A 25,958-nucleotide genomic window follows, 5' to 3' on the forward strand; every position below is an offset into this window, starting at 1 on the left:
TGCGGATGAGTAAGCAACTGGATTTGCCACGTGTTGTGTTGATGGATTTGTGGCACCACAAGTGGATAGTCCTGCTGGCGCTGCTGGTGATGGCCCATGGTGTTTTAGTTGTATATACAAGTCATGTCAGTCGCAAACTCACCTCGGAAGAGGCGCGGCTGATGCAAGAGCGGGACAGATTGAACATCGAGTGGCGCAACTTGCTGCTCGAAGAACAATCCCTGGCAGAGCACAGCAGGATAACAAGGATAGCGACAAAGGAATTGAATATGGTCAGACCCCTTCCCAATGAAGAAGTGGTTGTGAGAGTGCCATGAGCAGGCAGGCAAAACGCAATCAGAAAGCACAACCCATTCCATGGCGTTTGTACGTGGTGGTGGGTTTTGTGTGTTTGCTGTTTACCAGTCTGGTGGGCCGTGCCGCCTATATTCAATTGATTGAACCCGACCGTCTGCGTCACGAAAGCGATATGCGCACCCTGCGTACCAGCAGCAGCGAAGTGCAGCGCGGCCTTATCACCGACAGAAACGGTGAAATGTTGGCCGTGAGTGTGCCTGTGCAGGCCGTGTATGCCGATCCCAAAGAAGTGCATGACAAAGACGGCTTCGCCGATATGCGCCGCTGGCAGGCGCTGGCCGATGTGCTGCACGAAAAGCCCGACGAGCTGATTGCCCGGGTACAGGACAATCCTGCCAAGCGTTTTACCTACCTCAAGCGTCAAATTACTCCGGCGGTGGCGGATTATATCCGTCAGCTCAAGCTGCCCGGCGTTTATCTCAAGCCTGAATCGCGCCGCTATTACCCTGCAGGTGAAATCACGGCTCAGCTGATTGGCGTGACCAATATCGACGATGTGGGCATCGAAGGTATTGAAAGCACCTACAATAATTGGCTCACAGGCACGCCCTCTAAGCAGAAAGTGCGTAAATCCCGTGATGGTCACGTGGTGGAGCGCCTTGATATTGTTCAGGAAGGTGAAAGCCCGAACGATCTGGTGCTCAGTATCGATCAGCGTATTCAGCAGCTGGCTTATCGCGAGCTTAAGCGCGCCACCGAGATGCATCAGGCCACTTCGGGTTCTGTGGTGGTGATTGATATCCATACCGGCGAAGTGCTGGCGATGGCCAACACCCCGTCATACAACCCCAATAGCCGCAACGACTGGCAAAGCTTCAAGATGCGTAATCGCGCCGTGACCGACACCTTCGAGCCCGGCTCCACTGTGAAGCCCTTTGTGGTGGCAGCGGCGCTCGAGTCCGGTACTGTCAAGCAAAGCGAAGTGATTTCCACGTCGCCGGGCTGGATGCGGATTGGTGGTCGCCAGGTGCGTGACTCGCGCAACTATGGCGATATGTCACTAACGAAAATTCTCGTTAAATCAAGCAATATGGGCGTGGCCAAACTGTCACTCGGCATGCCGGTTGAGCAGCTTTTGGGGACTTACTACTCCATAGGTTTGGGCAATTACTCCGGCATAGGTTTGCCGGGTGAAAGCGCCGGGCTTATCCGTGAAAAGCATCGCTGGTCTGATTTTGAACGTGCGACCCTGGCCTTCGGCTATGGCCTTACCACCACCACGCTGCAACTGGCGCGGATGTACGCCACTTTGGGCAATGGTGGCATCCTGTATCCCGCGACCATTCTCAAACTCAAACAAAAGCCGGAAGGTCAGCAGGTGATTTCCGAGCGGGTTGCCGACGAAGTGCTGCACATGCTGGTGGGCGTAACCGAGCAGGGCGGTACTGCGCTTAAGGCCCATATCGATGGCTATCCTGTTGCCGGTAAAACCGGTACCAGCCGTAAAGCCGTGGCCGGTGGCTATGGTGATGATTACCTGGCAACGTTTGCCGGCGTGGCGCCGGTGAACAACCCTCGGCTTGCCATTGCCGTGGTGATCAACGAGCCCAAGGGCGACAGATATTACGGCGGCGACGTGTCGGCGCCTGTGTTTGCCAAGGTAATGGCTGGCGCGCTGCAAATGCTGAATGTGGAGCCCATCAGCTCCCGCGAACAGATGCAATTGGCTGCCAACGGACGGGAGGCCGAATGATGCTGTTGAAAGATTTATTGGCGCCCTGGTTCCACTATGCCGGTACTGAAAGTGTTAATGCGCCTGTGCTCGACAGTCGTCAGGTCAGCGAAGGCGGCCTGTTTGTGGCCATTCCCGGCCATGCCGTCGATGGCCGCAATTTTATCGGTGCCGCCCTTGCAAAAGGCGCCGCGGCAGTACTGACTCACACAGATGACCCTGCGGCCCATGGTTTGGTGGAGCGTGAGCAGGGGCTGGTGATCCATTTCTTCCAGCTCAGCCGTCAGGTGTCGGCGCTGGCCCGTCAATACTATGAGCTGACACCCGGCAAGCTGCACACAGTCGGTATCACAGGGACCAATGGCAAGACCTCGGTCAGCCAACTGATTGCCCAGCTTTCTGAGCAGCTCGGCAGCCGCGCAGCGGTAATGGGTACCCTCGGCAATGGCCTGTGGGGCGAGCTTGAAGATGTGGGTAACACCACCGCCGACCCCATTCGGGTGATGGCGGATTTACACCATTTCGAAACGCGTGGCGCCGGGGTATGTGCCATGGAAGTCTCCAGCCACGGGTTGGTGCAGGGACGGGTTGAAGCCGTTCCCTTTGAAGTGGCGGTATTTACCAACTTAAGCCGCGACCACCTGGATTACCACGGTGACATGGAAAACTACGGCGCTGCCAAACGTCGTCTGTTCGCCTTCGGCAGCCTTAAGGCCAGTGTGATCAACCTGGACGACGCCGTAGGCGAAGGCTGGTTTGCCGGAATGGGGCACGCGGTAGGTTTCAGCTGCGAAGGGCATCCCAAGGCCGCCTGGCGGTTTGAGCAGGCCCGCTTCCATCATGCCGGATTCAGCGCCACCCTGGTGTGCCCCGAAGGTGAATTTGCCCTCGAGTGCCGTCTGCTTGGTGCCTTTAACCTGTCCAACCTGCTCGCTGCCCTGTGCGTGATGAACCAGCTTGGTTACAGCGCCGACTCTCTGGTGCAGGCGGCTGCAAAACTGACGCCGGTACCCGGTCGGATGGAGTGTTTCCCCTGCGCAGATGGTCTGTCGCTGGTGGTCGATTACGCCCACACCCCGGATGCCATCGAGCAGGCGCTCAAGGCGGCGCGTCATCACTGCGAAGGCCAGCTGTGGATTGTATTTGGCTGCGGCGGCGATCGCGATAAAGGCAAGCGTCCTTTGATGGCGGCAGCTGCCGAGCGTTTTGCCGATCAGCTGGTGCTGACTTCCGACAATGCCCGCAGTGAAGATCCGCAGGCCATTCTCGATGATATGAAGGCCGGACTGAAAACGCCCGAAGATGCGCTGTTCGAAGTAGACCGCATTCAGGCTATCCGCCGCGCTGTGGCGCTGGCCAAACCCGGCGACCTTATCCTGCTGGCCGGTAAAGGCCATGAAACCTATCAGGAAATTGCCGGCGTGAAACACCAATACGATGAACGCGCCCTGGCAAAGGCGCTTTGTGAGGAGAAATCGTGATCCCGCTGAAGTTGTCAGAACTGGCCAATGCAACCGACGGTACCCTGCTGGGTGAGGATGTAGTCATACATCACTTAAGCAGTGACAGCCGCCAAATGACCCCGGGCAGCCTGTTTGTGGCGCTCAAGGGCGAGCGTTTTGATGGCCATGCCTTTGCTGACAAAGCGGTTGAGCTGGGCGCCAGCGCCTTGCTGGTTGAGCGTGAATTGCCGTTCGCCGTGCCGCAATTGCTGGTTGCTGACCCGCAGAAAGCCATGGGGCGTATCGGCGCGCTGGTGCGTGACCGCGTCAATCCGGTATGTGTGGCGCTCACCGGCTCCAACGGCAAGACCAGCGTGAAAGAAATGGTAGCCACAGTGCTGGCACAGCGTCACTCGGTACTCTTCACCGCAGGTAATTTCAACAACGAAATCGGCGTGCCGCTGACCTTGCTGCGCCTCGAAGCGGGCCACGAGTTTGGCGTATTTGAGCTGGGCGCCAACCACAAGGGTGAAATCGATTACACCTCTTCATTGGTGCGCCCAAGGGTGTCGCTGGTCAACAACGTCGGCAGCGCGCATCTGGAAGGTTTTGGCTCAGAGGCCGGTGTGGCCCAGGCCAAGTCAGAGATTTACCGCCATCTGGCCGAGGACGGTGTGGGCATAGTGAATGCCGACGACAGCTACGCCGATGTGATGCTCGCCAAATTGCAGGGCAAACAGGTGCTGCGCTTTGGTCTTGGCAGTGATGCCGACGTGACCGCCCGTGAAGTAGCCTGTGATGCCTTTGGTCGTCACAGCTTTGTGCTCTGTCATGGCGGCAGCCATGCCAGGGTGACCTTGCCACTGGCCGGACGCCATCAGGTACATAACGCGCTGGCCACCGCGGCCATTTGTATTGCCCTTGGGCTGGCACTCGATGAGATTGCCCAAGGCCTTGGCAAGCTCGCTCCTGTGAAGGGCCGCATGCTGCCAGTGGCGCTTGGTCGTATCACTGTGGTGGACGACACCTACAATGCCAACCCCAACTCGGTTGGCGTCGCCATCGACTGGCTGAAGGAAATTTGTGCAAACCGGATCCTGGTACTGGGCGATTTGGGTGAATTGGGCGACAATGCTGCCCTTTTGCATGGGCAACTGGGTGAGCGGGCGAAGGAAGCCGGTCTCGACAGTCTGTTTTGCCTTGGCAGCTTAAGCCGCCATGCCAGTGAGGCATTCGGCAGCGAACACTTCGTGGAGCTGGATGCTCTGGTGAGCAATTTGATTAAACATATCAACGGGGTAGATGGAAAAGTGACCCTGTTGGTGAAGGGGTCTCGCAGCGCCGCCATGGAGCGGGTTGTTGAGGCCTTAACGGCCGCCCACGGGCGCGGGGAGTTAGTATAAATGCTGGTTTATCTGGCCGAGTATCTGACCCAGTTTTACTCTGGGTTCAACGTATTTTCCTATGTGACCTTCAGGGCCATTCTGGCGCTGCTGACTGCGCTTATGTTCAGCCTCTGGTGGGGGCCAAAACTGATTGAGCGCCTGCAGTTGCTGCAAATCGGCCAGGTGGTTCGCAACGACGGCCCAGAGTCTCATTTCAGTAAGCGCGGCACCCCAACCATGGGGGGTTTGCTGATCCTCGCCGGTATCTTTATCAGTGTGCTGCTGTGGGGCGATTTGGGCAGCCGCTACGTGTGGGTCATGCTGTTTGTGCTGGGCTCATTCGGTCTGATTGGCTTTATCGACGATTACCGCAAAGTGGTTCGCAAAGATCCCAAGGGCCTGATTGCCCGCTGGAAATACATTTTCCAGTCGCTGGCGGCCATTCTGGTTGCCTTTTACCTGTTCTATTCGGCCAAGCATCCGGGCGAAACCCAACTGGTGGTGCCTTTCTTCAAAGACATTCTGCCGCAGCTTGGACTGATGTTCATTGTGCTGACTTATTTCACCATTGTGGGGGCCAGTAACGCGGTGAACCTCACCGATGGTCTGGATGGTCTGGCGATTATGCCTACCGTGATGGTGGCGGCGGCCTTTGCGCTGATTGCCTATCTGTCCGGTCACGTGCAGTTTGCCAACTATCTGCACGTGCCTTACCTGCCGGGCTCCGGCGAGCTGGTAATCGTCTGTACCGCCATTGTGGGCGCGGGTCTGGGCTTTTTGTGGTTCAACACTTACCCAGCTCAGGTATTTATGGGCGATGTGGGTTCACTGTCGCTGGGCGCTGCACTTGGCACCATCGCTGTGTTGGTTCGTCAGGAAATCCTGTTGGTGATCATGGGCGGCGTGTTCGTGATGGAAACCCTGTCGGTGATCCTGCAGGTGGGTTCGTACAAGCTGCGCGGTCAGCGAATTTTCCGCATGGCACCAATTCACCACCATTATGAGCTCAAGGGCTGGCCGGAGCCGCGGGTGATTGTCCGTTTCTGGATTATCTCCCTGTTCCTGGTGCTGCTTGGTCTGGCCACGTTGAAGCTGAGGTAATTTATGGGTCTGCCGCTGGATAAGCCACATACACACATAGTGCTGGGCCTGGGTGCCACAGGGCTGTCTGTGGTGCGCTTTTTGACTGGCAAAGGCATTGCGCCGCTGGTGATGGACAGTCGTCGCCAGCCGCCCGGTATGGAGACTCTGGCTGCCGAATTTCCGGATGTGCCCCTGGTGAGTGGCGGCTTTGATTGCCGTCATCTGGTACAGGCGCAGCAGATTATCATCAGCCCGGGCATTGCGGTGGATACCCCCGAGGTGCGCGCTGCCATGGACATGGGCATCGAAGTGATTGGTGATGTGGAGCTGTTTGCCCGGGAACTGGCCGAGCGTGCGCCCTGCGTGCTGGCGATTACCGGCTCCAATGGTAAATCCACAGTGACCACCCTGGTGGGCGACATGGCTGCGGCCGACGGTAAAAAAGTGGCCGTGGGCGGCAACATAGGTGTGCCTGCGCTGGATTTGCTGTCTCAGTCTGCCGAGCTTTATGTGCTTGAGCTGTCGAGCTTTCAGCTGGAAACGACCCACAGCCTCAAGTGCATTGCCGCCACCTGTCTGAACATCAGCGAAGACCATATGGACAGATACGCCGATCTGGAAGCCTATCGTCAGGCCAAGTTGCGGATCTATCCGCAGTCAAAATTGAGTGTGTTCAACCGTGACGATCTGGCCACCGAGCCGAACGATCCCTGTCACACCACCAGTTTCGGCCTTGGCATTCCCGAAGGGGATGAATGGGGGCTGATGGATGGCAAGGTCTATCACGGCACCAGTGAAATCATGAACTTGCTGGATGTGGCCCTGATTGGTGCCCACAACCATGCCAACCTGCTGGCGGCCATGGCGCTGTGCGAAGCGGCCGGTATTTCCCGCGAGGCCATGGTCAAAGTGGCCCGTGAGTTCACAGGTCTCAGTCATCGCTGCGAGCTGGTGGCGAACCACGACAACATCGCCTGGGTCAACGACTCCAAAGCCACCAACGTAGGCGCCACAGCGGCGGCGCTGAATGGCCTCAGGGATCACCTGGGCGACATCATTCTTATCGCCGGTGGCGATGGCAAGGGCGCCGATTTTGAGCCCTTGCGGATCGCGTTTGCCTCGGTGACGCACCTTATTACTCTGGGGCGCGACGGCGACAAGATTGCCGAGCTTAAAGAAGGCGCGATTCGTGTGGCCAACATGGCCGAGGCGGTGGATAAGGCCAAGGCGCTTGCCAATCCCGGTGACATAGTGCTGTTGTCGCCAGCCTGCGCCAGCCTGGATATGTATGCCAACTTTATGGCCCGGGGTGATGACTTCAGGGCCAATGTGGAGCGGGTCTATGGCGAGTGACAGCAGACAGCTCAATCTGTTTGAGCGCAGCGGTCATTTTTGGTCCGGCTGGTTCGGGAGCCAGAAGGCCCCCGGCTCGCAGCTGTATGACAGATCGCTGCTGACTGCTGTGCTGTCGCTGATGGCGTTTGGCTTTGTGATGGTGATGTCGGCCTCGATGCCGGAAGCCCAGAGCCTGAAAGATAATCCGTTCCACTTTATGTACCGCCATGTGTTTTATCTGCTGGGCTGCGTGGTGATTGCCTCCGTGGTGCTCAGGGTTGAGATGAAGACCTGGCAAAAGTTCAGCCCGTTTCTGTTGCTCGGGGTGTTCCTGTTGTTGGTGGCCGTGCTGGCGGTGGGTACCACGGTAAACGGCGCCAAACGCTGGCTTAGTGTTGGCCCTATCCGGATTCAGGTGGCCGAGATGGCCAAGCTGGTGTTCGCCATTTACCTGTCGGGTTATCTGGTCAGGCGGCTGCAGGAAGTGCGTGAAAACGCCAAGGGATTTTATAAGCCGATTGCGGTGTTTGCCCTGTATGCCCTGCTGATCCTGGCACAGCCGGATCTGGGCACTGTGGTGGTGCTGTTTGTGGGCACAGTGGGGCTGCTGTTTTTGGCTGGCGCGCGGATGCTTGACTTCTTCGCGCTGATTTTTGCCGGGGTGCTGGCGTTTGTGGCGCTGGTACTGCTGGAGCCTTACCGGATGCGACGGGTGACGTCGTTTCTAGACCCATGGGAAGATCCGTTTGGCAGCGGTTATCAGTTGGTGCAGTCGCTGATTGCCTATGGTCGCGGTGACTGGTTTGGTCAGGGACTGGGTAACAGTATTCAGAAGCTGGAGTACCTGCCCGAGGCTCACACCGACTTTATTTTTGCGGTGATTGGCGAAGAGCTGGGCTTTGTTGGCATTGTACTGGTGCTCTCCGGGCTGCTGTTTGTGGCGCTCAAAGCGATTCGCCTTGGCAATGAATGCCTGGGACTGGAGCGCGCCTTTGAGGGGTATCTTGCTTATGCCATCGGCATCTGGATTTGCTTCCAGACCGTGGTGAACGTGGGCGCGAGCATCGGCATGCTGCCCACCAAGGGGCTGACACTGCCGTTTGTCAGTTACGGTGGTTCGAGCCTGTGGGTGATGACCTCGGCCGTGTGTATTTTGCTTCGTATCGATTATGAAAAACGCCTGAGTCAAATTCAGGCGGTACAGGGGAGACTCTAATGGGCCCGCAGTCAGGAAAACGTCTTTTGGTGATGGCCGGTGGTACCGGTGGTCACGTATTTCCTGCGCTGGCGGTGGCACGTCGTTTGGCGAGTGAAGGCTGGCAGGTTCGCTGGTTGGGCACCGCCGATCGTATGGAGGCTCGTCTGGTTCCGCAGCATGGTTTCGATATCGACTTTATCGATATTCAGGGCGTGCGTGGAAATGGTTTGCTGCGCAAGCTGGCGGCGCCGGTGAAAATCCTGCGCTCAGTGATGCAGGCCAGAAAGGTTATCCAAAGCTTTAAGCCGGATGTGGTGCTGGGCATGGGCGGTTTCGCCAGTGGTCCGGGCGGCGTGGCTGCCAAGCTGTGCGGCATCCCGCTGGTGCTGCATGAGCAAAATGCCATTCCGGGGATGACTAATAAGCTTTTGTCCCGCATTGCCAGTCGGGTGTTGTGCGCCTTTGACGGTGCTTTTGGCACTCAGGGGCAAACCGTGGGGAATCCGATTCGGGATGAGCTGGTGGCCCTGGGCGCCAAACCCCGCCAGGTGCAGAGCGATGCGCTCAAGGTGCTGGTGGTTGGCGGCAGCCTTGGCGCCAAGGTATTCAATGACCTGATGCCTGCCGTGACGGCACGTTTGGCGCAGGAGCAGGCCGTGACCGTCTGGCATCAGACCGGCAAGAACAACCTGGCGGCCGTACAGGCGGCATACCAGGAGCTGGGGCAGGACGGTGGCGTGAATATCGCTGAATTTATTGATGATATGGAAGCGGCTTACCGCTGGGCCGATGTGGTGCTGTGCCGGGCCGGCGCCCTGACAGTTTCCGAACTGGCGGCGGTGGGATTGCCGAGCATTCTGGTGCCTTATCCCCATGCGGTGGATGACCATCAGACCATGAACGCCAGAGTGCTGGTGGATGCCGGTGCGGCCTTCTTGGTGCCTCAGCCTATCGCTTCCACCGAGCTATTGGCCGACAAGCTCAGATTGCTTGCCGGCGACCGTGAAGAATTGACCCGTATGGGTGAAAGAGCCAGAGCGGCTGCCGTATTGGATGCCACCGAGCGGGTGGCTGACGTTTGCCGCGAGCTGGCTAAGTAAAGGTTGGTTATGACACAGACAGAGAAGTACAGACAGCTTCGTACCATGATCCCCGAGATGCGCCGGGTGCGCCGAATCCACTTTGTGGGCATTGGCGGCGCCGGTATGGGTGGGATTGCCGAAGTGCTGGTGAACGAAGGCTATCAGGTCAGCGGCTCAGATATCGCGAACAATGCCGTGACCGAGCGTCTTGGTGGTCTGGGTGCCCGTATTTTTATCGGCCATGGTGCCGACAATGTAGCAGGCGTGGACGTGGTGGTGGTATCCACCGCCATCAACAAAGAAAACCCGGAATTGCTGGCTGCCAAGGCCAATCGTATTCCTGTGGTGCGCCGCGCCGAAATGCTCGCCGAGCTGATGCGTTATCGCCATGGGGTGGCGGTGGCCGGTACCCACGGTAAAACCACTACCACCAGTTTGATTGCCAGCATTTATGGTCAGGCCGACCGTGACCCAACCTTTGTGATTGGTGGTCTGCTCAACAGCGCAGGTACCAACGCCCGTTTGGGTTCGAGCCGTTATCTGATTGCCGAGGCTGACGAGAGTGATGCCAGCTTCCTGCATCTGCAGCCAATGGTGACTGTGGTGACCAATATCGAAGCCGACCACATGGATACTTACGGCGGCGACTTCGAGAAGCTCAAATCCACCTTCGTGGACTTTATGCACAATCTGCCGTTTTACGGCGTGGCCGTGGTCTGTGTGGACGACCCTGTGGTGCGCGAGCTGATCCCGCGCATTGGCCGCCAGGTAGTGACCTACGGCTTCAGCGACGATGCCGATGTGCAGGCGCTGGATTTTGTTCAGGAAGGCCACAGCTGCCGCTTTACCGTGCGCCGCAAGGGCAAAGACGATTTGTCGCTGAAGGTGAATCTGCCTGGGCAGCACAATGTGCTCAACTCTCTGGCTGCGATTGCGGTGGCGACCGAGGATGAAATTGAAGACGAGGCTATCGTCAAGGCGCTGGGCGAATTCCAGGGCATTGGCCGCCGCTTCCAGCACCTGGGTAAGTTCGATACCCCCAAGGGCGAAGTGATGTTGGTGGACGACTATGGTCACCATCCCAGCGAAGTGGCCGCTACCATCAAGGCTGCCCGCGCGGGTTGGCCGGACAAGCGTCTGGTGATGGCCTATCAGCCGCACCGTTATACCCGTACCCGGGACCTGTACGAAGACTTCGTCGAGGTGCTGTCTCAGGTCGATAAGCTGGTGCTGCTTGAAGTGTATGCCGCCGGTGAAGCGCCAATCCCCGGCGCCGATGGCCGGGCCCTGTGCCGCTCGATTCGTCAGCGCGGTCAGCTGGAACCGATTTTTGTTGCCAGCCCCGACCAACTCGCGGCGGTGATGCCGGACGTGCTGGAAGATGGCGATCTGCTGCTGTGTCAGGGGGCGGGCAATATCGGTGCCCTGTCCCGTGAGCTGGCGGCGAGCCAACTGGGGTTCGACAAGGCGGACAACAACTAGATGCTGCTGAAATATTCGCCAGTTAAGTGGTTGTTCCTTTTGGCCTTTGACCTGAGATCCCGGGTCTATATAATGGCCGGTTCCCCTGCGGCGGGTCGCTGAGGAGCCGGGTTTGGCAAGAGAAAAAGCGCAGCCCCGGAAACGACCTTCCCGGGAAGAGCGGACCAAAGAGGTCAAGGCGCCGCGGCAGCCAATACTGCCCAGGCTTAAGGCGCTGAACTGGTATTTCATCACCGGCTTTGGGTTTTTCCTGCTGGTGCTGGGGATGCTGGGCTACAGCGGTTATCGGCTCCATGGGCTTTTGAACGATGCCGAAGCCTTGCCGATTGAGGCGCTGGTGATAAAAGGTGAGCGGGTTTACACCACCGAGGATGAAATCCGCTCTGCCATGGAAAAACTGATGCAACGCAGCTTTTTCAGTGCGGACGTGGCGGAAATCCAGCAGGCCATCGAGGCCTTGCCCTGGGTGTACAAGGCCACGGTGCGGCGGGTTTGGCCAGCGCGCATCAAGGTGTATTTGCAAGAGCAGCAGGCGGTAGCCCGCTGGAATGGCATGGACTGGGTGAACGAGCACGGTGAAGTGTTCAGTGCGCCCACCCAGCCGGGGCTGGAACAGCTGCCCAAGCTGTCGGGACCCGAAGCCAGATCGGCCGAGGTACTGACCGCCTATCGGCAAGTGGCCGAACTGTTGAAGATTAACGGCTTTGGGCTTGAGAGCCTGAGCCTGAGTCCAAGACACGCCTGGATTGCCGTGCTCGACAGCGGCATCACGCTCGAATTGGGCAGAGAAGACAAGATGGCGCGGGTGCAACGTTTTATCAATGTGTACCCGACGTTGGCAAAGCAAACCAAGGCTGTAGCCAGGGTGGATTTGCGCTACGACACAGGATTGGCCGTAGGCTGGGATGAGACAACACAAGAGAGTCGCTAACTGATGACCAAGAACCAGGATAGAAATCTGATAGTCGGATTGGACATAGGTACCGCCAAGGTCGCTGCGATCATTGGCGAAGTCATGCCTGACGGAGAGATCAGCATTGTGGGTCTTGGCAATCACCCTTCACGGGGGATGGACAAGGGTGGGGTGAACGACCTCGACTCTATCGTGCGCAGTGTGCAGCGGGCGCTGGACCAGGCCGAGCTGATGGCTGACTGCCAGGTGTCATCTGTGTATTTGTCGATTTCCGGCAAGCACATCGCCTGCCAGAACGAGCGCGGCATGGTGTCTATCAACGATGAAGAAGTGACCCAGGAAGACGTGGACAACGTCATCCACACCGCGCGTTCGGTGAAGATCCCAACCGAGCGTCGCATTTTGCATGTGTTGCCGCAGGAATACGCCATCGACGTGCAGGAGGGCATCAAGAGCCCCATCGGCATGTCGGGCATGCGCATGGAAGCCAAGGTGCATATCGTTACCTGTGCCAACGATATGGCCAAGAACATCACCAAGAGCGTGGAGCGCTGCGGCCTTAAGGTCGACGATTTGGTGTTTTCCGGTATCGCTTCCGCCGATGCGGTGCTGACCAACGATGAAAAAGATCTGGGCGTGTGCCTGGTGGACGTTGGTGGCGGTACCACGGATATCACTGTGTACACCAATGGCGCCCTGCGTCACTGCGCCGTGGTGCCGGTGGCCGGCAACCAGGTGACCAACGATATCGCCAAGATTTTCAGAACGCCTTTGTCCCACGCGGAGCAAATCAAGGTGCAGTACGCCAGTGCGCGCAGTGCCATGGTCAGCCGCGAAGACAGCATTGAAGTGCCGTCAGTGGGCGGGCGTCCTTCCAGAACCATGTCCCGCCACACCTTGGCAGAGGTGGTGGAGCCAAGATACCAGGAGCTGTTTGAACTGGTACTCAAGGAGCTTCGCGGGGCCAGACTGGAAGACCAGATTGCCGCGGGCATAGTGCTCACCGGTGGCACATCCTCCATCGAGGGTGCCGTCGATGTGGCCGAAGCTGTGTTCGGTATGCCGGTGCGGGTGGCATCGCCACTGCCGGTGAAAGGTTTGTTTGAATATGTGGATCAGCCCATTTACTCCACCGGGGTGGGGCTGCTCCATTATGGCGCGCGCCGGGTGCTCGAGAGGCAATACGAGCGGCCGCAGCGTCAGGGGGTGACCAGTGTCTGGAATCGGGTCCAGAGCTGGTTTAAAGGTGAATTTTAACTAACGCAGGCAAATGGAGATTTAGACCATGTTTGAGATCATGGATACTCATTCCGACGAGGCGGTGATTAAAGTCATCGGCGTTGGTGGCGGTGGTGGCAACGCCGTCGAGCATATGGTGAAGCACAATATTGAAGGTGTTGAGTTCGTTGCAACCAATACTGACGCACAGGCGCTGCGCAAATCTGCCGCAGGCCAAACCATCCAGTTGGGTCGCGATGTGACCAAGGGTCTGGGTGCCGGTGCCAATCCTGAGGTGGGCCGTGCGGCCGCCGAAGAAGATAAAGAAAGCATCCGCGCTGCCATCAAGGGCTCGGACATGATCTTTATCGCTGCCGGTATGGGCGGTGGTACAGGTACTGGCGCTGCGCCAGTGGTTGCCGAAGTGGCACGCGAAGAAGGCATTCTGACCGTAGCCGTGGTGACCAAGCCGTTCCCATTCGAAGGCAAGAAGCGTATGGCCTATGCCGAGCAGGGTATCAACGAGCTGGCCAAGCACGTCGATTCCTTGATCACGATTCCCAACGAAAAGCTGCTCAAGGTACTGGGCCGCGGTACGTCGTTGCTGGACGCCTTTGCTGCGGCCAACAACGTATTGCTGGGCGCTGTGCAGGGTATTGCTGAGCTGATTACCCGTCCCGGTCTGATTAACGTCGACTTCGCCGACGTGAAAACCGTTATGTCCGAAATGGGTAATGCCATGATGGGTACCGGTGTTGCCCGTGGTGAAGACCGTGCCGAAGAGGCCGCCGAAGCCGCCGTTGCCAGCCCGCTGCTGGAAGACATCGACCTGGCAGGTGCCCGTGGCGTACTGGTGAACATCACCGCCGGTATGGACATGACTATCGAAGAGTTCGAAACCGTAGGTAACCACGTTAAGGCTTATGCCTCTGACAACGCCACTGTGGTGGTGGGGGCCGTTATCGACCCAGAGATGAGCGATGAGCTGCGCGTTACTGTAGTTGCTACCGGTATCGGTGCCGAGAAGAAGCCTGATATCCAGTTGGTACCTAAAGTTCAGCCTCGTCCAGAGCCAGTGGTTGTAGAGCCAAAGGTTGAAGCCTTCGTGGCCGAAGAGCCAGTATTCCAGGCTCAGCCAGCAGCCAAAGGTAACGCCGTACCCTCGGCAGCACCTCAGGTTGCCCCTGCGCCCAAGAACGAGCTTGATTACCTGGATATTCCAGCCTTCCTGCGCAAACAGGCAGACTGAGTAAAAAAAGCGGTACAGACAGAGCGCTGGCGAAGTAGCGTACTTTTTGTGAAATGCCAGACTTGTGGTAGCATGTCTGACCAGCCGACTCTCCGGCTGTCGTTTACGACTGCCTGAGTGACAGTGAATTGTTGAATGCAAAAACGGGTAACTGAATGATTTTTCAAAGAACAGTTAAAGAAATGGTTAAGACCACCGGTGTTGGATTGCACTCCGGTAACAAGGTCACACTCACCATTAAACCCGCGCCTATCAATACAGGGATCGTACTGATGCGTACTGACCTGAACCCAGCCGTGGCCATTCCAGCCAAGGCAAATATGGTTCGGGAAACCACCATGTGTACGGCCCTGGTAAATGATGAAGGTGTTCGCATTTCGACGATCGAGCACCTGTTTGCCGCCCTGGCAGGTCTCGGCATTGATAATGCCGTAATAGAAGTGGACGCGCCTGAAATCCCGATTATGGATGGCAGTGCCAGCCCCTTCGTATTCCTGCTGCAGAGCGCCGGTATTCAGGAGCAGTCAGCGGCCAAAAAATATCTGCGTATCAAGCGCACCGTACGCGTGGAAGACGGCGACAAGTGGGCGGAAATCCGTCCGTTCCAGGGGTTTCGAGTCAACTTTGCCATTGACTTCAACCACCCTGAGATCGCGCGCAGCCAGCAGCATATGGTGATGGACTTTTCCTCGACTGCCTTTGTGAAAGATATCAGCCGTGCCCGCACCTTTGGGTTTATGCGCGATATCGAATACCTGCGTGCCAACAACCTGGCGCTCGGTGGCAGCATGGAAAATGCCGTTGTGCTTGATGAATACCGCGTCCTCAACCCCGATGGCCTGCGTTATGAGGACGAGTTCGTTAAGCACAAGATCCTGGATGCATTTGGCGATCTCTATGTCGCCGGTCATGCCATCATAGGTGAGTTTTGTGCCTATAAGACCGGCCACGCCCTGAACAACCAATTGGTCAGGGCGGTGCTTGCCGCTCAGGATGCCTGGGAACTGGTGAGCTTTGACAAAGAAGCCGACGCACCTGTCAGCTTCGCCATGCCAGGCAGTGTGGTTCTTGCCTGAGCAACAAATGGATTTATGACTGCCTGTGACGGCTGGCCAATGCAGCCAGCCGTTTCAGTTTCTGGCCCAGACTACCTTCGGTGTGCTCGGCCAGGGCTTCAATATGGGCTGCGGCCGTTTCGCTCAACTGATTGGTGTTAATCGGCGCTTTTGGTCGATACTGTGCCAGCGCCGGGTTGACTTTAACGTCAATAGCGGTAAGCATTGGGAGCGTTTCAGCCTGCAGTTGTTTGAGAAGCATAGGCTTTTGAAAGTTGATTCGGGCGGCCCAGGCGGCCGTAGCCGTTTCTATAACGAGAGTACCGTGGCGGAGATTTGCTACCTTTAGTTGCTCCGCAACCGGACCTGAAACCATCTGTTTTACGATGTGATCCAGATTGTTCAGCAACTCTGCCTTTTCGGCGATATCCGGCAGTGTGCCTGTGGTGTGCATGAGTGCAGCAAGGTCCTGAGGTAACTTTTTCATTCAATAAGAAGATGGCTGACTGAAGCTATGAGTGTAACAGTTTTTATTCAAGGTCGCAGCGGCGTTACCCGTTGGCAACCCGGCAAACGCTGGTTGTTGCTGCCGGTGTTGTTGCTCGCCACCGGAGCCGGCTTGTACCAGTACAATAATGCCCGGTTCGAAAGCCAGCAGGCCAGTGTAGACAGTGAACGTCAGGCCCGCGAAAACCAAAAACGCGAAGTGCTGGAACTCAAGGACGCTACCGAATCCCAACTCGCAACCCTGACCGCCTATGTGGCGCGCATGCAGGCGAAAATCACTCGCCTCGAAGCCTTGGGTCAGCATGTTGCTCAGAATTACAAGCTCGATGATCAGTTTGACTTCTCCGCCGAAGCCGGTGTGGGTGGTTCATCCGATCTCGGCTCTGCCATCGAAATTGGTCAGCTTATCGAAGACATGAATAAGCTGGCACTCAGAATTGATAACAATGACGCTCAGCTGGCACTACTTGAAACTGTGGCAGCCAATCTCCATATAGATGAAGAACGTTATGTATCAGGGCGCCCTGTCAGCAAAGGCTATCTCTCGTCGCCCTACGGTTTACGCAATGATCCCTTTACCGGCCGAAGAACCATGCATAAAGGCATAGACTTCGCTGGTTCAGAGGGGGCCGATGTTGTCGCTACCGCCGGTGGTGTGGTGACATGGGCTGGAGACATGTTCGGTTATGGCCAATTGGTGGAGGTAGATCATGGTAATGGTCTGCGTACCCGGTATGGACACAATAAAACTTTGTCAGTAGCTGTAGGTGATGTGGTCGCCAAGGGTGAGAAAATTGCCACTATGGGCAGTACCGGTCGTTCGACTGGTCCCCATGTGCACTACGAAGTGTTGCGGTCGGGTCAGCAAGTGGATCCGAGAAAGTACGTCTACCGCAAGGCAGGTTAACAACTTTGGCTGTGAGACTCGACCAGGGACTTGGCCTAGATTGAGATAAGTATTCAGATGTTTAATGTACTGACAAAAATTTTCGGTAGCCGTAACGACCGCACCCTGAAACAGCTGGGTAAAGTTGTCCAAAAAATTAACGCATTGGAAGCCGACTACGAAAAGCTCTCCGATGAGGAACTGAAGGCCAAGACTGCCGAGTTCCAGGCCCGTTTGGAAAAAGGCGAAAGCCTCAACGACATCATGGCCGAAGCTTTCGCCACCGTGCGTGAAGCATCCAAGCGTGTGTTCGAGATGCGCCACTTCGACGTGCAGCTGATGGGTGGTATGGTACTCGACAGCAACCGCATCGCCGAGATGCGTACCGGTGAAGGTAAAACCCTGACCGCGACCCTGCCGGCTTACCTGAACGCACTGACCGGAAAAGGCGTACACGTGATTACCGTGAACGACTACCTGGCTCGCCGCGATGCCGAAAACAACCGTCCGCTGTTTGAGTTTCTCGGTCTGTCTGTGGGCATCAACGTCGCCGGTCTGAGCCACGCCGACAAAAAAGCCGCCTACGATGCCGACATTACCTACGGCACCAACAACGAATTCGGTTTCGACTATCTGCGCGACAACATGGCGTTTTCGCCAGACGATCGCGTTCAGCGCCCACTGCACTACGCCCTTATCGACGAAGTGGACTCCATCCTGATCGATGAAGCCCGTACGCCACTGATCATCTCCGGCGCCGCCGAAGACAGCTCTGAGCTCTACATCCGCGTCAACAAACTGATCCCCAATCTGGTGCGTCAGGACAAAGAAGACAGTGAAGAGTTCGTGGGTGAAGGCGACTACTCCATCGACGAGAAAGCCCGTCAGGTACACATGACCGAGCGTGGTCAGGAAAAGGTTGAGCAACTGCTTACCGAAGCCGGCCTGCTGGCGGAAGGTGATTCGCTGTATTCAGCCGCCAACATTTCTTTGCTGCACCACGTTAACGCCGCCCTGCGTGCCCACACCCTGTTCGAAAAGGACGTGGACTATGTGGTGCAAAACGATGAAGTGGTGATTGTGGATGAGCACACCGGCCGTACCATGCCAGGTCGTCGCTGGTCAGAAGGTCTGCACCAGGCGGTTGAAGCCAAAGAAGGCGTACGTATCCAAAACGAAAACCAGACCCTGGCGTCCATTACTTTCCAGAACTACTTCCGTCTGTACGAGAAGCTGGCGGGTATGACAGGTACTGCCGATACCGAAGCGTTCGAATTCCAACATATTTATGGTCTGGACACCGTAGTGGTGCCAACCAATCGCCCCATGGTGCGTAAAGACATGCCGGATCTGGTTTACCTCACTGCCCGTGAGAAGTACCAGGCCATCATCGCCGATATCAAAGATTGCCGTGAACGTGGCCAGCCAGTGTTGGTGGGTACCGTGTCCATCGAACAGTCTGAACTGCTGTCACGTCTGCTCAATCAAGACAAGATCCCCCATCAGGTTCTGAACGCCAAGTTCCACGAAAAAGAGGCCGATATCGTGGCCCAGGCTGGTCGTCCAAGCACAGTGACCGTTGCCACCAACATGGCCGGTCGTGGTACCGACATTGTGCTCGGTGGTAACTGGAAGTCTGAAATCGAGGCGCTGGATAACCCAACCGCCGAACAGATTGCCGCAGTACGCGCCGACTGGCAGCAGCGTCACGATGCCGTGGTTGAGGCCGGTGGTCTGCACATTTTGGGTACCGAGCGTCACGAATCACGCCGTATCGACAACCAGCTGCGTGGTCGTTCCGGTCGTCAGGGCGATCCGGGTTCTTCCCGCTTCTATCTTTCGATGGAAGATAACCTGATGCGTATTTTCGCTTCTGAGCGTGTAGCCAACATGATGAAGAAGCTGGGTATGGAAGAAGGCGAAGCCATCGAGCACCCATGGGTGACCCGTGCTATCGAAAACGCCCAGCGTAAAGTAGAAGCGCGTAACTTCGATATCCGTAAGCAACTGCTCGAGTTCGATGACGTAGCCAACGACCAGCGTCAGGTGGTTTATGCCCAGCGTAACGAACTGATGGATGCCGAAAGCATCGAAGAAACCATTCAGAACATTCAGGCCGATGTTATTGATGGCCTGGTTGATCAGTACATTCCACCTCAGTCAGTAGAAGAGCTGTGGGACGTTCCGGGTCTGGAAGAGCGTCTGGCCAATGAGTTTGGTCTGCAGCTTCCAATTCAGGAATGGTTGGACAAAGAAGACGACCTGCACGAAGAAACTCTGCGTGAGCGTATCGTCGATACCTGGCGTCAGGCTTATCAGGCCAAAGAGCAAATGGTCGGCACCCCTGTGCTGCGCCAGTTCGAAAAGGCTGTGATGCTGCAAACCCTCGATGGTCTGTGGAAAGAACACCTGGCAGCCATGGATCACCTGCGTCAGGGTATTCACCTGCGTGGCTACGCGCAAAAGAACCCCAAGCAGGAATATAAGCGCGAATCCTTCGAGCTGTTCCAGCAGATGCTGGAATCACTCAAGCATGATGTGATTGCGATTCTGTCTAAAGTGCAGGTACAGGCCCAGTCCGATGTAGAGGAAATGGAAGCCCGTCGCCGTGAAGAAGAAGCGCGTATCCAGCGCGAATATCAACACGCTGCCGCTGAGTCTATGGCCAGCGACAACAGCGAGCTGGCAGAAATGGCATCACATGTGCCTCAGGTACGCGACGGCGAGAAAGTTGGTCGAAACGATCCTTGCCCCTGCGGTTCAGGTAAAAAGTACAAACAGTGCCACGGCAAGTTGACCTGATAAGCGCACTAATACAAAAGGCAGCCCCATGGCTGCCTTTTGTTTTTCTGTTGTTTAGCGATAGACAGTAAGATTACAAGTTCCCCCTTTTATCTTTGATATAGCCAAGCGAAGATCAAAACAGTCGATAAAACGCGCGATTGTGGATAACTCTGGGGGTAAGAACTGTAAGACTTGTGTGCAGCGTAACAGATCGCAAAAAGATCGAAAAAAGATGGAAAAAGCCCTTGCACAAAAGTTCTGGCCCCCTATAATGCGCCTCCACTGACAGGGCACAACGGCAGCGAAAGCAGCCTGTTAACCCGGTCCAGGCAAGAGCCCGAACATTAAAACAACAGTTGAAAATGTTCATCAAAAAAGGGCTTGACGCCGAAAAGGGCTTCTGTAGAATACGCAGCCCTGACCAGATGAAAGTCGGTCACGTTCTTTAAAAATTTATCAAGCAATCTGTGTGGATACTCGCAGGTTGATGAAGTCGACAAAACGATTTTATCAATGAAGGAGTTTTCATGCAGAGCATGACAGCAGAAATTCATTGAGACCAAAACTTTAATTGAAGAGTTTGATCATGGCTCAGATTGAACGCTGGCGGCAGGCCTAACACATGCAAGTCGAGCGGCAGCGGGAAGATAGCTTGCTATCTTCGCCGGCGAGCGGCGGACGGGTGAGTAATACCTGGGGATCTGCCCAATCGAGGGGGATAACAGTTGGAAACGACTGCTAATACCGCATACGCCCTACGGGGGAAAGGAGGGGACCTTCGGGCCTTCCGCGATTGGATGAACCCAGGCGGGATTAGCTAGTAGGTGAGGTAATGGCTCACCTAGGCGACGATCCCTAGCTGTTCTGAGAGGATGGACAGCCACACTGGAACTGAGACACGGTCCAGACTCCTACGGGAGGCAGCAGTGGGGAATATTGGACAATGGGGGAAACCCTGATCCAGCCATGCCGCGTGTGTGAAGAAGGCCTTCGGGTTGTAAAGCACTTTCAGTGGGGAGGAAAGGTTGATGGTTAATACCTATCAGCTGTGACGTTACCCACAGAAGAAGCACCGGCTAACTCCGTGCCAGCAGCCGCGGTAATACGGAGGGTGCAAGCGTTAATCGGAATTACTGGGCGTAAAGCGTGCGCAGGCGGTCTGTTAAGCGAGATGTGAAAGCCCCGGGCTCAACCTGGGAACTGCATTTCGAACTGGCAGACTAGAGTCTTGTAGAGGGGGGTAGAATTCCAGGTGTAGCGGTGAAATGCGTAGAGATCTGGAGGAATACCGGTGGCGAAGGCGGCCCCCTGGACAAAGACTGACGCTCAGGCACGAAAGCGTGGGGAGCAAACAGGATTAGATACCCTGGTAGTCCACGCCGTAAACGATGTCTACTCGGAGTTTGGTGTCTTGAACACTGGGCTCTCAAGCTAACGCATTAAGTAGACCGCCTGGGGAGTACGGCCGCAAGGTTAAAACTCAAATGAATTGACGGGGGCCCGCACAAGCGGTGGAGCATGTGGTTTAATTCGATGCAACGCGAAGAACCTTACCTACTCTTGACATCCAGAGAACTTTCCAGAGATGGATTGGTGCCTTCGGGAACTCTGAGACAGGTGCTGCATGGCTGTCGTCAGCTCGTGTTGTGAAATGTTGGGTTAAGTCCCGCAACGAGCGCAACCCTTATCCTTACTTGCCAGCGGGTAATGCCGGGAACTTTAGGGAGACTGCCGGTGATAAACCGGAGGAAGGTGGGGACGACGTCAAGTCATCATGGCCCTTACGAGTAGGGCTACACACGTGCTACAATGGTCGGTACAGAGGGTTGCGAAGCCGCGAGGTGGAGCTAATCTCATAAAGCCGGTCGTAGTCCGGATTGGAGTCTGCAACTCGACTCCATGAAGTCGGAATCGCTAGTAATCGTGGATCAGAATGCCACGGTGAATACGTTCCCGGGCCTTGTACACACCGCCCGTCACACCATGGGAGTGGGCTGCACCAGAAGTAGATAGCTTAACCTTCGGGAGGGCGTTTACCACGGTGTGGTTCATGACTGGGGTGAAGTCGTAACAAGGTAGCCCTAGGGGAACCTGGGGCTGGATCACCTCCTTACCTAAGCGACACATTATCCTGCTGAGTGTTCACACAGATTGCTTGATAGAAGATAAAGAGACAAATGCGATGGGTCTGTAGCTCAGGTGGTTAGAGCGTTCGCCTGATAAGCGAGAGGTCGGTAGTTCGAGTCTACTCAGACCCACCAATCTCATTGATGCTTCGTTGGAAACGTCGTCGTTTACACCAGTAAACGTCCTCCGCTTCCGCCTCGCCTGAATGAGATTTATCAATGCGTATTTGTTTCAGACTGCATATTGCAGAAACGGGGCTATAGCTCAGCTGGGAGAGCGCCTGCTTTGCACGCAGGAGGTCTGCGGTTCGATCCCGCATAGCTCCACCACTATTCAATATGTGAGTCTCAGGACATAAGTCCCAAGGATAGAGACGCCAAAGATAAGTGATGAATTTATCTTTGGCTTTTTTAAGCCCGCTCTTTAACAATTTGGAAAGCTGATAGTAGACATCAAAACGACTCTTAGGAGTTGGATTGATGAATACAAAAATTGAGTTCTCAAACACTTCAATCAAGTGTTTTGGAAATTCTTCAAGGCGAGTTCAGTAAAATGAACTATCGAAAACCAGCTGGTTGCAATACAGCGCGGTGAGGAAACTCATCCGGGTTGTATGGTTAAGCGACTAAGCGTATACGGTGGATGCCTTGGCAGTCAGAGGCGATGAAGGACGTAGTAACTTGCGAAAAGCGTTGGTGAGGTAGTAACAACCGTTATAGCCAGCGATGTCCGAATGGGGAAACCCGGCACCATAAGGTGTCATCACTAAGTGAATACATAGCTTAGTGAGGCGAACGAGGGGAACTGAAACATCTAAGTACCCTCAGGAAAAGAAATCAACCGAGATTCCCTCAGTAGCGGCGAGCGAACGGGGATTAGCCCTTAAGTCTTCGGGGTGTTAGTGGAATGCGTTGGAAAGCGCAACGGTACAGGGTGACAGTCCCGTACACGACAACTAACCGATGATGAAATCGAGTAAGGCGGCACACGTGATATGTTGTCTGAACATGGGGGGACCATCCTCCAAGGCTAAATACTCCTGACTGACCGATAGTGAACCAGTACCGTGAGGGAAAGGCGAAAAGAACCCCTGTGAGGGGAGTGAAATAGAACCTGAAACCGTATACGTACAAGCAGTGGGAGCGGTTCTTGAGACCGTGACTGCGTACCTTTTGTATAATGGGTCAGCGACTTACGTTTTGTAGCGAGGTTAAGCGAATAGCGGAGCCGTAGGGAAACCGAGTGTTAACTGCGCGTTTAGTTGCAAGGCGTAGACCCGAAACCCGGTGATCTAGCCATGGGCAGGTTGAAGGTTGAGTAACATCAACTGGAGGACCGAACCGACTAATGTTGAAAAATTAGCGGATGACTTGTGGCTGGGGGTGAAAGGCCAATCAAACCGGGAGATATCTGGTTCTCCTCGAAAGCTATTTAGGTAGCGCCTCGGACGAACACCTTTGGGGGTAGAGCACTGTTAAGGCTAGGGGGTCATCCCGACTTACCAACCCTTTGCAAACTCCGAATACCAAAGAGTGCTATCCGGGAGACAGACGGCGGGTGCTAACGTCCGTCGTCAAAAGGGAAACAACCCAGACCGTCAGCTAAGGTCCCAAAGTAATTGCTAAGTGGGAAACGATGTGGGAAGGCTTAGACAGCTAGGATGTTGGCTTAGAAGCAGCCATCATTTAAAGAAAGCGTAATAGCTCACTAGTCGAGTCGGCCTGCGCGGAAGATGTAACGGGGCTAAGCAATTCACCGAAGCTACGGGTGTACACGATAACGTGTACGCGGTAGAGGAGCGTTCTGTAAGCCGTTGAAGGTGAAGGGGTAACCCACACTGGAGGTATCAGAAGTGCGAATGCTGACATGAGTAACGATAAAGGGGGTGAAAAACCCCCTCGCCGAAAGACCAAGGGTTCCTGTCCAACGTTAATCGGGGCAGGGTGAGTCGACCCCTAAGGCGAGGCCGAAAGGCGTAGTCGATGGGAAACGGGTTAATATTCCCGTACTTCTGCTAACTGCGATGGAGAGACGGAGAAGGCTAGGCCAGCACGGCGTTGGTTGTCCGTGTTTAAGGTGGTAGGTAGTGTGCTTAGGCAAATCCGGGCACACATATACCGAGAGCTGATGACGAGGTGCTACGGCACTGAAGTGGTTGATGCCATGCTTCCAGGAAAATCTTCTAAGCTTCAGGTTAGCAGGAATCGTACCCCAAACCGACACAGGTGGTCGGGTAGAGAATACCAAGGCGCTTGAGAGAACTCGGCTGAAGGAACTAGGCAAAATGGTACCGTAACTTCGGGAGAAGGTACGCTGCTGGCGGTGATGGGACTTGCTCCTTAAGCTGCTGGCAGTCGCAGATACCAGGTGGCTGCAACTGTTTATCAAAAACACAGCACTGTGCAAACTCGCAAGAGGAAGTATACGGTGTGACGCCTGCCCGGTGCCGGAAGGTTAATTGATTGGGTTATCGCAAGAGAAGCTCATGATCGAAGCCCCGGTAAACGGCGGCCGTAACTATAACGGTCCTAAGGTAGCGAAATTCCTTGTCGGGTAAGTTCCGACCTGCACGAATGGCGTAATGATGGCCACGCTGTCTCCAGCCGAGACTCAGTGAAGTTGAAATTGCGGTGAAGATGCCGTATACCCGCGGCTAGACGGAAAGACCCCGTGAACCTTTACTATAGCTTGGCACTGAACATTGACCCTACATGTGTAGGATAGGTGGGAGACTTTGAAGCGGGAACGCCAGTTCTCGTGGAGTCAATCTTGAAATACCACCCTTGTAGTGTTGGTGTTCTAACCTCGGTCCATGAATCTGGACTAGGGACAGTGCCTGGTGGGTAGTTTGACTGGGGCGGTCTCCTCCCAAAGAGTAACGGAGGAGCACGAAGGTTGGCTAAACACGGTCGGACATCGTGTGGTTAGTGTAATGGCACAAGCCAGCTTAACTGCGAGACAGACACGTCGAGCAGGTACGAAAGTAGGTCATAGTGATCCGGTGGTTCTGTATGGAAGGGCCATCGCTCAACGGATAAAAGGTACTCCGGGGATAACAGGCTGATACCGCCCAAGAGTTCATATCGACGGCGGTGTTTGGCACCTCGATGTCGGCTCATCACATCCTGGGGCTGAAGTCGGTCCCAAGGGTATGGCTGTTCGCCATTTAAAGTGGTACGCGAGCTGGGTTCAGAACGTCGTGAGACAGTTCGGTCCCTATCTGCCGTGGGCGTTGGAAGATTGAGGGGGGTTGCTCCTAGTACGAGAGGACCGGAGTGAACGAACCGCTGGTGTTCGGGTTGTCATGCCAATGGCATTGCCCGGTAGCTACGTTCGGAATCGATAACCGCTGAAAGCATCTAAGCGGGAAGCGAGCCCCAAGATGAGTCTTCCCTTGGACCTTGAGTCCACTGAAGAGCCGTCCGAGACCAGGACGTTGATAGGCAGGGTGTGTAAGCGTTGTGAGGCGTTGAGCTAACCTGTACTAATGACTCGTGCGGCTTAACCATACAACCCAGATGGGTTTCAGATGGTGTAGATAGTCTTGAAGAGACCAGACTTGATTGAAGTGATAACTCAATAGCACAGAATACCGGTCGCTTAGCTCAGCCGGGAGAGCACCTCCCTTACAAGGAGGGGGTCACTGGTTCGATCCCAGTAGCGACCACCATATTTACTGCAAAGCAGCTTTCCGAATTAACAAATTTGTCTGGTGACAATAGCGCTCTGGTCCCACCTGATCCCATTCCGAACTCAGTAGTGAAACGGAGCAGCGCCGATGGTAGTGTGGGGTCTCCCCATGTGAGAGTAGGTCATTGCCAGACGCCAAATTCTGATTTGCACTTTTAAAGTGAAATCAAAGAGTTTGCTGATATGGCTCAGTCGGTAGAGCGCATCCTTGGTAAGGATGAGGTCCCCAGTTCGATTCTGGGTATCAGCACCATTATTCGCCGCCAGGTACTAAATGGCAGCAACAAAATTTGCCTGGAAACCATAGCGCTGTGGTCCCACCTGATCCCATTCCGAACTCAGTAGTGAAACGCAGTAGCGCCGATGGTAGTGTGGGGCCTCCCCATGTGAGAGTAGGACATTTCCAGGCATCAAATATGAGAACCCCGACGGCAACGTCGGGGTTTTTCTTTATCTGGGCTTCGAAAGCCAGATGCTGTTTTTAAGAGAGGTG

Annotated in this window: 16 protein-coding genes, 4 tRNA genes and 4 rRNA genes; 23 read left to right on the forward strand and 1 reads right to left on the reverse strand. The window is 55.5% G+C overall.

The window, feature by feature from the left end; translation table 11 throughout:
• Nucleotides 1–5 precede the first annotated feature (5 nt).
• From ftsL to lpxC, 13 genes are all read left to right on the forward strand, one after another.
• A complete protein-coding gene (gene ftsL, locus STH12_RS20075; RefSeq protein WP_126169186.1) occupies nucleotides 6–317 on the forward strand; it encodes a cell division protein FtsL in 312 nt (103 codons plus the stop codon).
• On the forward strand, nucleotides 314–2,050 hold the full coding sequence (locus STH12_RS20080) for a penicillin-binding transpeptidase domain-containing protein (RefSeq protein WP_126169187.1): 1,737 nt from the start codon (nucleotides 314–316) through the stop codon (nucleotides 2,048–2,050). Before ftsL ends, STH12_RS20080 begins: the two co-directional genes overlap by 4 nt.
• On the forward strand, nucleotides 2,047–3,510 hold the full coding sequence (gene murE / locus STH12_RS20085; RefSeq protein ID WP_126169188.1) for a UDP-N-acetylmuramoyl-L-alanyl-D-glutamate--2,6-diaminopimelate ligase: 1,464 nt from the start codon (nucleotides 2,047–2,049) through the stop codon (nucleotides 3,508–3,510). Before STH12_RS20080 ends, murE begins: the two co-directional genes overlap by 4 nt.
• The gene (locus STH12_RS20090; RefSeq protein ID WP_126169189.1) at nucleotides 3,507–4,874 is read left to right on the forward strand and encodes a UDP-N-acetylmuramoyl-tripeptide--D-alanyl-D-alanine ligase; all 1,368 of its coding nucleotides are present in this window, start codon (nucleotides 3,507–3,509) and stop codon (nucleotides 4,872–4,874) included. Before murE ends, STH12_RS20090 begins: the two co-directional genes overlap by 4 nt.
• Nucleotides 4,875–5,957, forward strand: coding sequence for a phospho-N-acetylmuramoyl-pentapeptide-transferase (gene mraY, locus STH12_RS20095; protein WP_126169190.1), 1,083 nt, complete (start codon nucleotides 4,875–4,877; stop codon nucleotides 5,955–5,957). It abuts the gene before it with no gap.
• Between the two features lie 15 nt (nucleotides 5,958–5,972).
• Nucleotides 5,973–7,292: a UDP-N-acetylmuramoyl-L-alanine--D-glutamate ligase gene (murD, locus tag STH12_RS20100; RefSeq protein WP_126169598.1), complete on the forward strand. Its 1,320-nt coding sequence runs from the start codon at nucleotides 5,973–5,975 to the stop codon at nucleotides 7,290–7,292.
• Complete coding sequence (ftsW, locus tag STH12_RS20105; RefSeq protein ID WP_126169191.1) at nucleotides 7,282–8,490, forward strand: cell division protein FtsW; 1,209 nt, start codon at nucleotides 7,282–7,284, stop codon at nucleotides 8,488–8,490. Before murD ends, ftsW begins: the two co-directional genes overlap by 11 nt.
• A complete protein-coding gene (gene murG / locus STH12_RS20110; protein ID WP_126169192.1) occupies nucleotides 8,490–9,572 on the forward strand; it encodes an undecaprenyldiphospho-muramoylpentapeptide beta-N-acetylglucosaminyltransferase in 1,083 nt (360 codons plus the stop codon). Before ftsW ends, murG begins: the two co-directional genes overlap by 1 nt.
• 9 nt (nucleotides 9,573–9,581) lie before the next feature.
• Entirely contained in the window at nucleotides 9,582–11,036 is a 1,455-nt protein-coding gene (gene murC, locus STH12_RS20115; RefSeq protein ID WP_126169193.1) for a UDP-N-acetylmuramate--L-alanine ligase, read from the forward strand.
• Between the two features lie 112 nt (nucleotides 11,037–11,148).
• Complete coding sequence (locus tag STH12_RS20120; RefSeq protein WP_335925343.1) at nucleotides 11,149–11,967, forward strand: cell division protein FtsQ/DivIB; 819 nt, start codon at nucleotides 11,149–11,151, stop codon at nucleotides 11,965–11,967.
• 3 nt (nucleotides 11,968–11,970) lie between these two features.
• Nucleotides 11,971–13,206, forward strand: a complete 1,236-nt coding sequence (ftsA, locus tag STH12_RS20125; RefSeq protein ID WP_126169194.1) for a cell division protein FtsA — start codon at nucleotides 11,971–11,973, stop codon at nucleotides 13,204–13,206.
• A gap of 28 nt (nucleotides 13,207–13,234) precedes the next feature.
• A complete protein-coding gene (ftsZ, locus tag STH12_RS20130) occupies nucleotides 13,235–14,416 on the forward strand; it encodes a cell division protein FtsZ (protein WP_126169195.1) in 1,182 nt (393 codons plus the stop codon).
• 155 nt (nucleotides 14,417–14,571) lie between these two features.
• Nucleotides 14,572–15,492, forward strand: coding sequence for a UDP-3-O-acyl-N-acetylglucosamine deacetylase (lpxC, locus tag STH12_RS20135; RefSeq protein ID WP_126169196.1), 921 nt, complete (start codon nucleotides 14,572–14,574; stop codon nucleotides 15,490–15,492).
• Between the two features lie 13 nt (nucleotides 15,493–15,505).
• On the opposite strand, the gene STH12_RS20140 is transcribed toward lpxC, so the two are convergent.
• A complete protein-coding gene (locus tag STH12_RS20140; RefSeq protein ID WP_126169197.1) occupies nucleotides 15,506–15,958 on the reverse strand; it encodes a DUF721 domain-containing protein in 453 nt (150 codons plus the stop codon).
• Nucleotides 15,959–15,985: 27 nt separating this feature from the next.
• Here STH12_RS20140 and STH12_RS20145 point away from each other — a divergent pair, with 27 nt between their 5' ends.
• The 10 genes from STH12_RS20145 to rrf (STH12_RS20190) all read left to right on the forward strand — a co-directional run bounded on the left by STH12_RS20145 (nucleotide 15,986) and on the right by rrf (STH12_RS20190) (nucleotide 25,874).
• A complete protein-coding gene (locus STH12_RS20145) occupies nucleotides 15,986–16,885 on the forward strand; it encodes a M23 family metallopeptidase (RefSeq protein ID WP_126169198.1) in 900 nt (299 codons plus the stop codon).
• A gap of 57 nt (nucleotides 16,886–16,942) precedes the next feature.
• On the forward strand, nucleotides 16,943–19,666 hold the full coding sequence (secA, locus tag STH12_RS20150) for a preprotein translocase subunit SecA (RefSeq protein ID WP_126169199.1): 2,724 nt from the start codon (nucleotides 16,943–16,945) through the stop codon (nucleotides 19,664–19,666).
• Between the two features lie 550 nt (nucleotides 19,667–20,216).
• Nucleotides 20,217–21,761 (forward strand): 16S ribosomal RNA (locus tag STH12_RS20155).
• Between the two features lie 71 nt (nucleotides 21,762–21,832).
• Nucleotides 21,833–21,909, forward strand: a tRNA-Ile gene (locus STH12_RS20160).
• Between the two features lie 119 nt (nucleotides 21,910–22,028).
• Nucleotides 22,029–22,104: transfer RNA gene (locus STH12_RS20165), tRNA-Ala, on the forward strand.
• Between the two features lie 286 nt (nucleotides 22,105–22,390).
• Nucleotides 22,391–25,284, forward strand: a 23S ribosomal RNA gene (locus STH12_RS20170).
• Nucleotides 25,285–25,369: 85 nt separating this feature from the next.
• A tRNA-Val gene (locus tag STH12_RS20175) sits at nucleotides 25,370–25,445 on the forward strand.
• A 38-nt stretch (nucleotides 25,446–25,483) separates the two neighbouring features.
• Nucleotides 25,484–25,599 (forward strand): 5S ribosomal RNA (gene rrf / locus STH12_RS20180).
• Nucleotides 25,600–25,642: 43 nt separating this feature from the next.
• Nucleotides 25,643–25,718, forward strand: a tRNA-Thr gene (locus STH12_RS20185).
• A gap of 40 nt (nucleotides 25,719–25,758) precedes the next feature.
• Nucleotides 25,759–25,874 (forward strand): 5S ribosomal RNA (gene rrf / locus STH12_RS20190).
• The 16S, 23S and 5S rRNA genes sit together here with 4 tRNA genes alongside, the layout of an rRNA operon.
• Nucleotides 25,875–25,958 lie beyond the last annotated feature (84 nt).

Origin of the sequence: Shewanella khirikhana, from assembly GCF_003957745.1 — a bacterium.
GTDB lineage: Bacteria > Pseudomonadota > Gammaproteobacteria > Enterobacterales > Shewanellaceae > Shewanella > Shewanella khirikhana.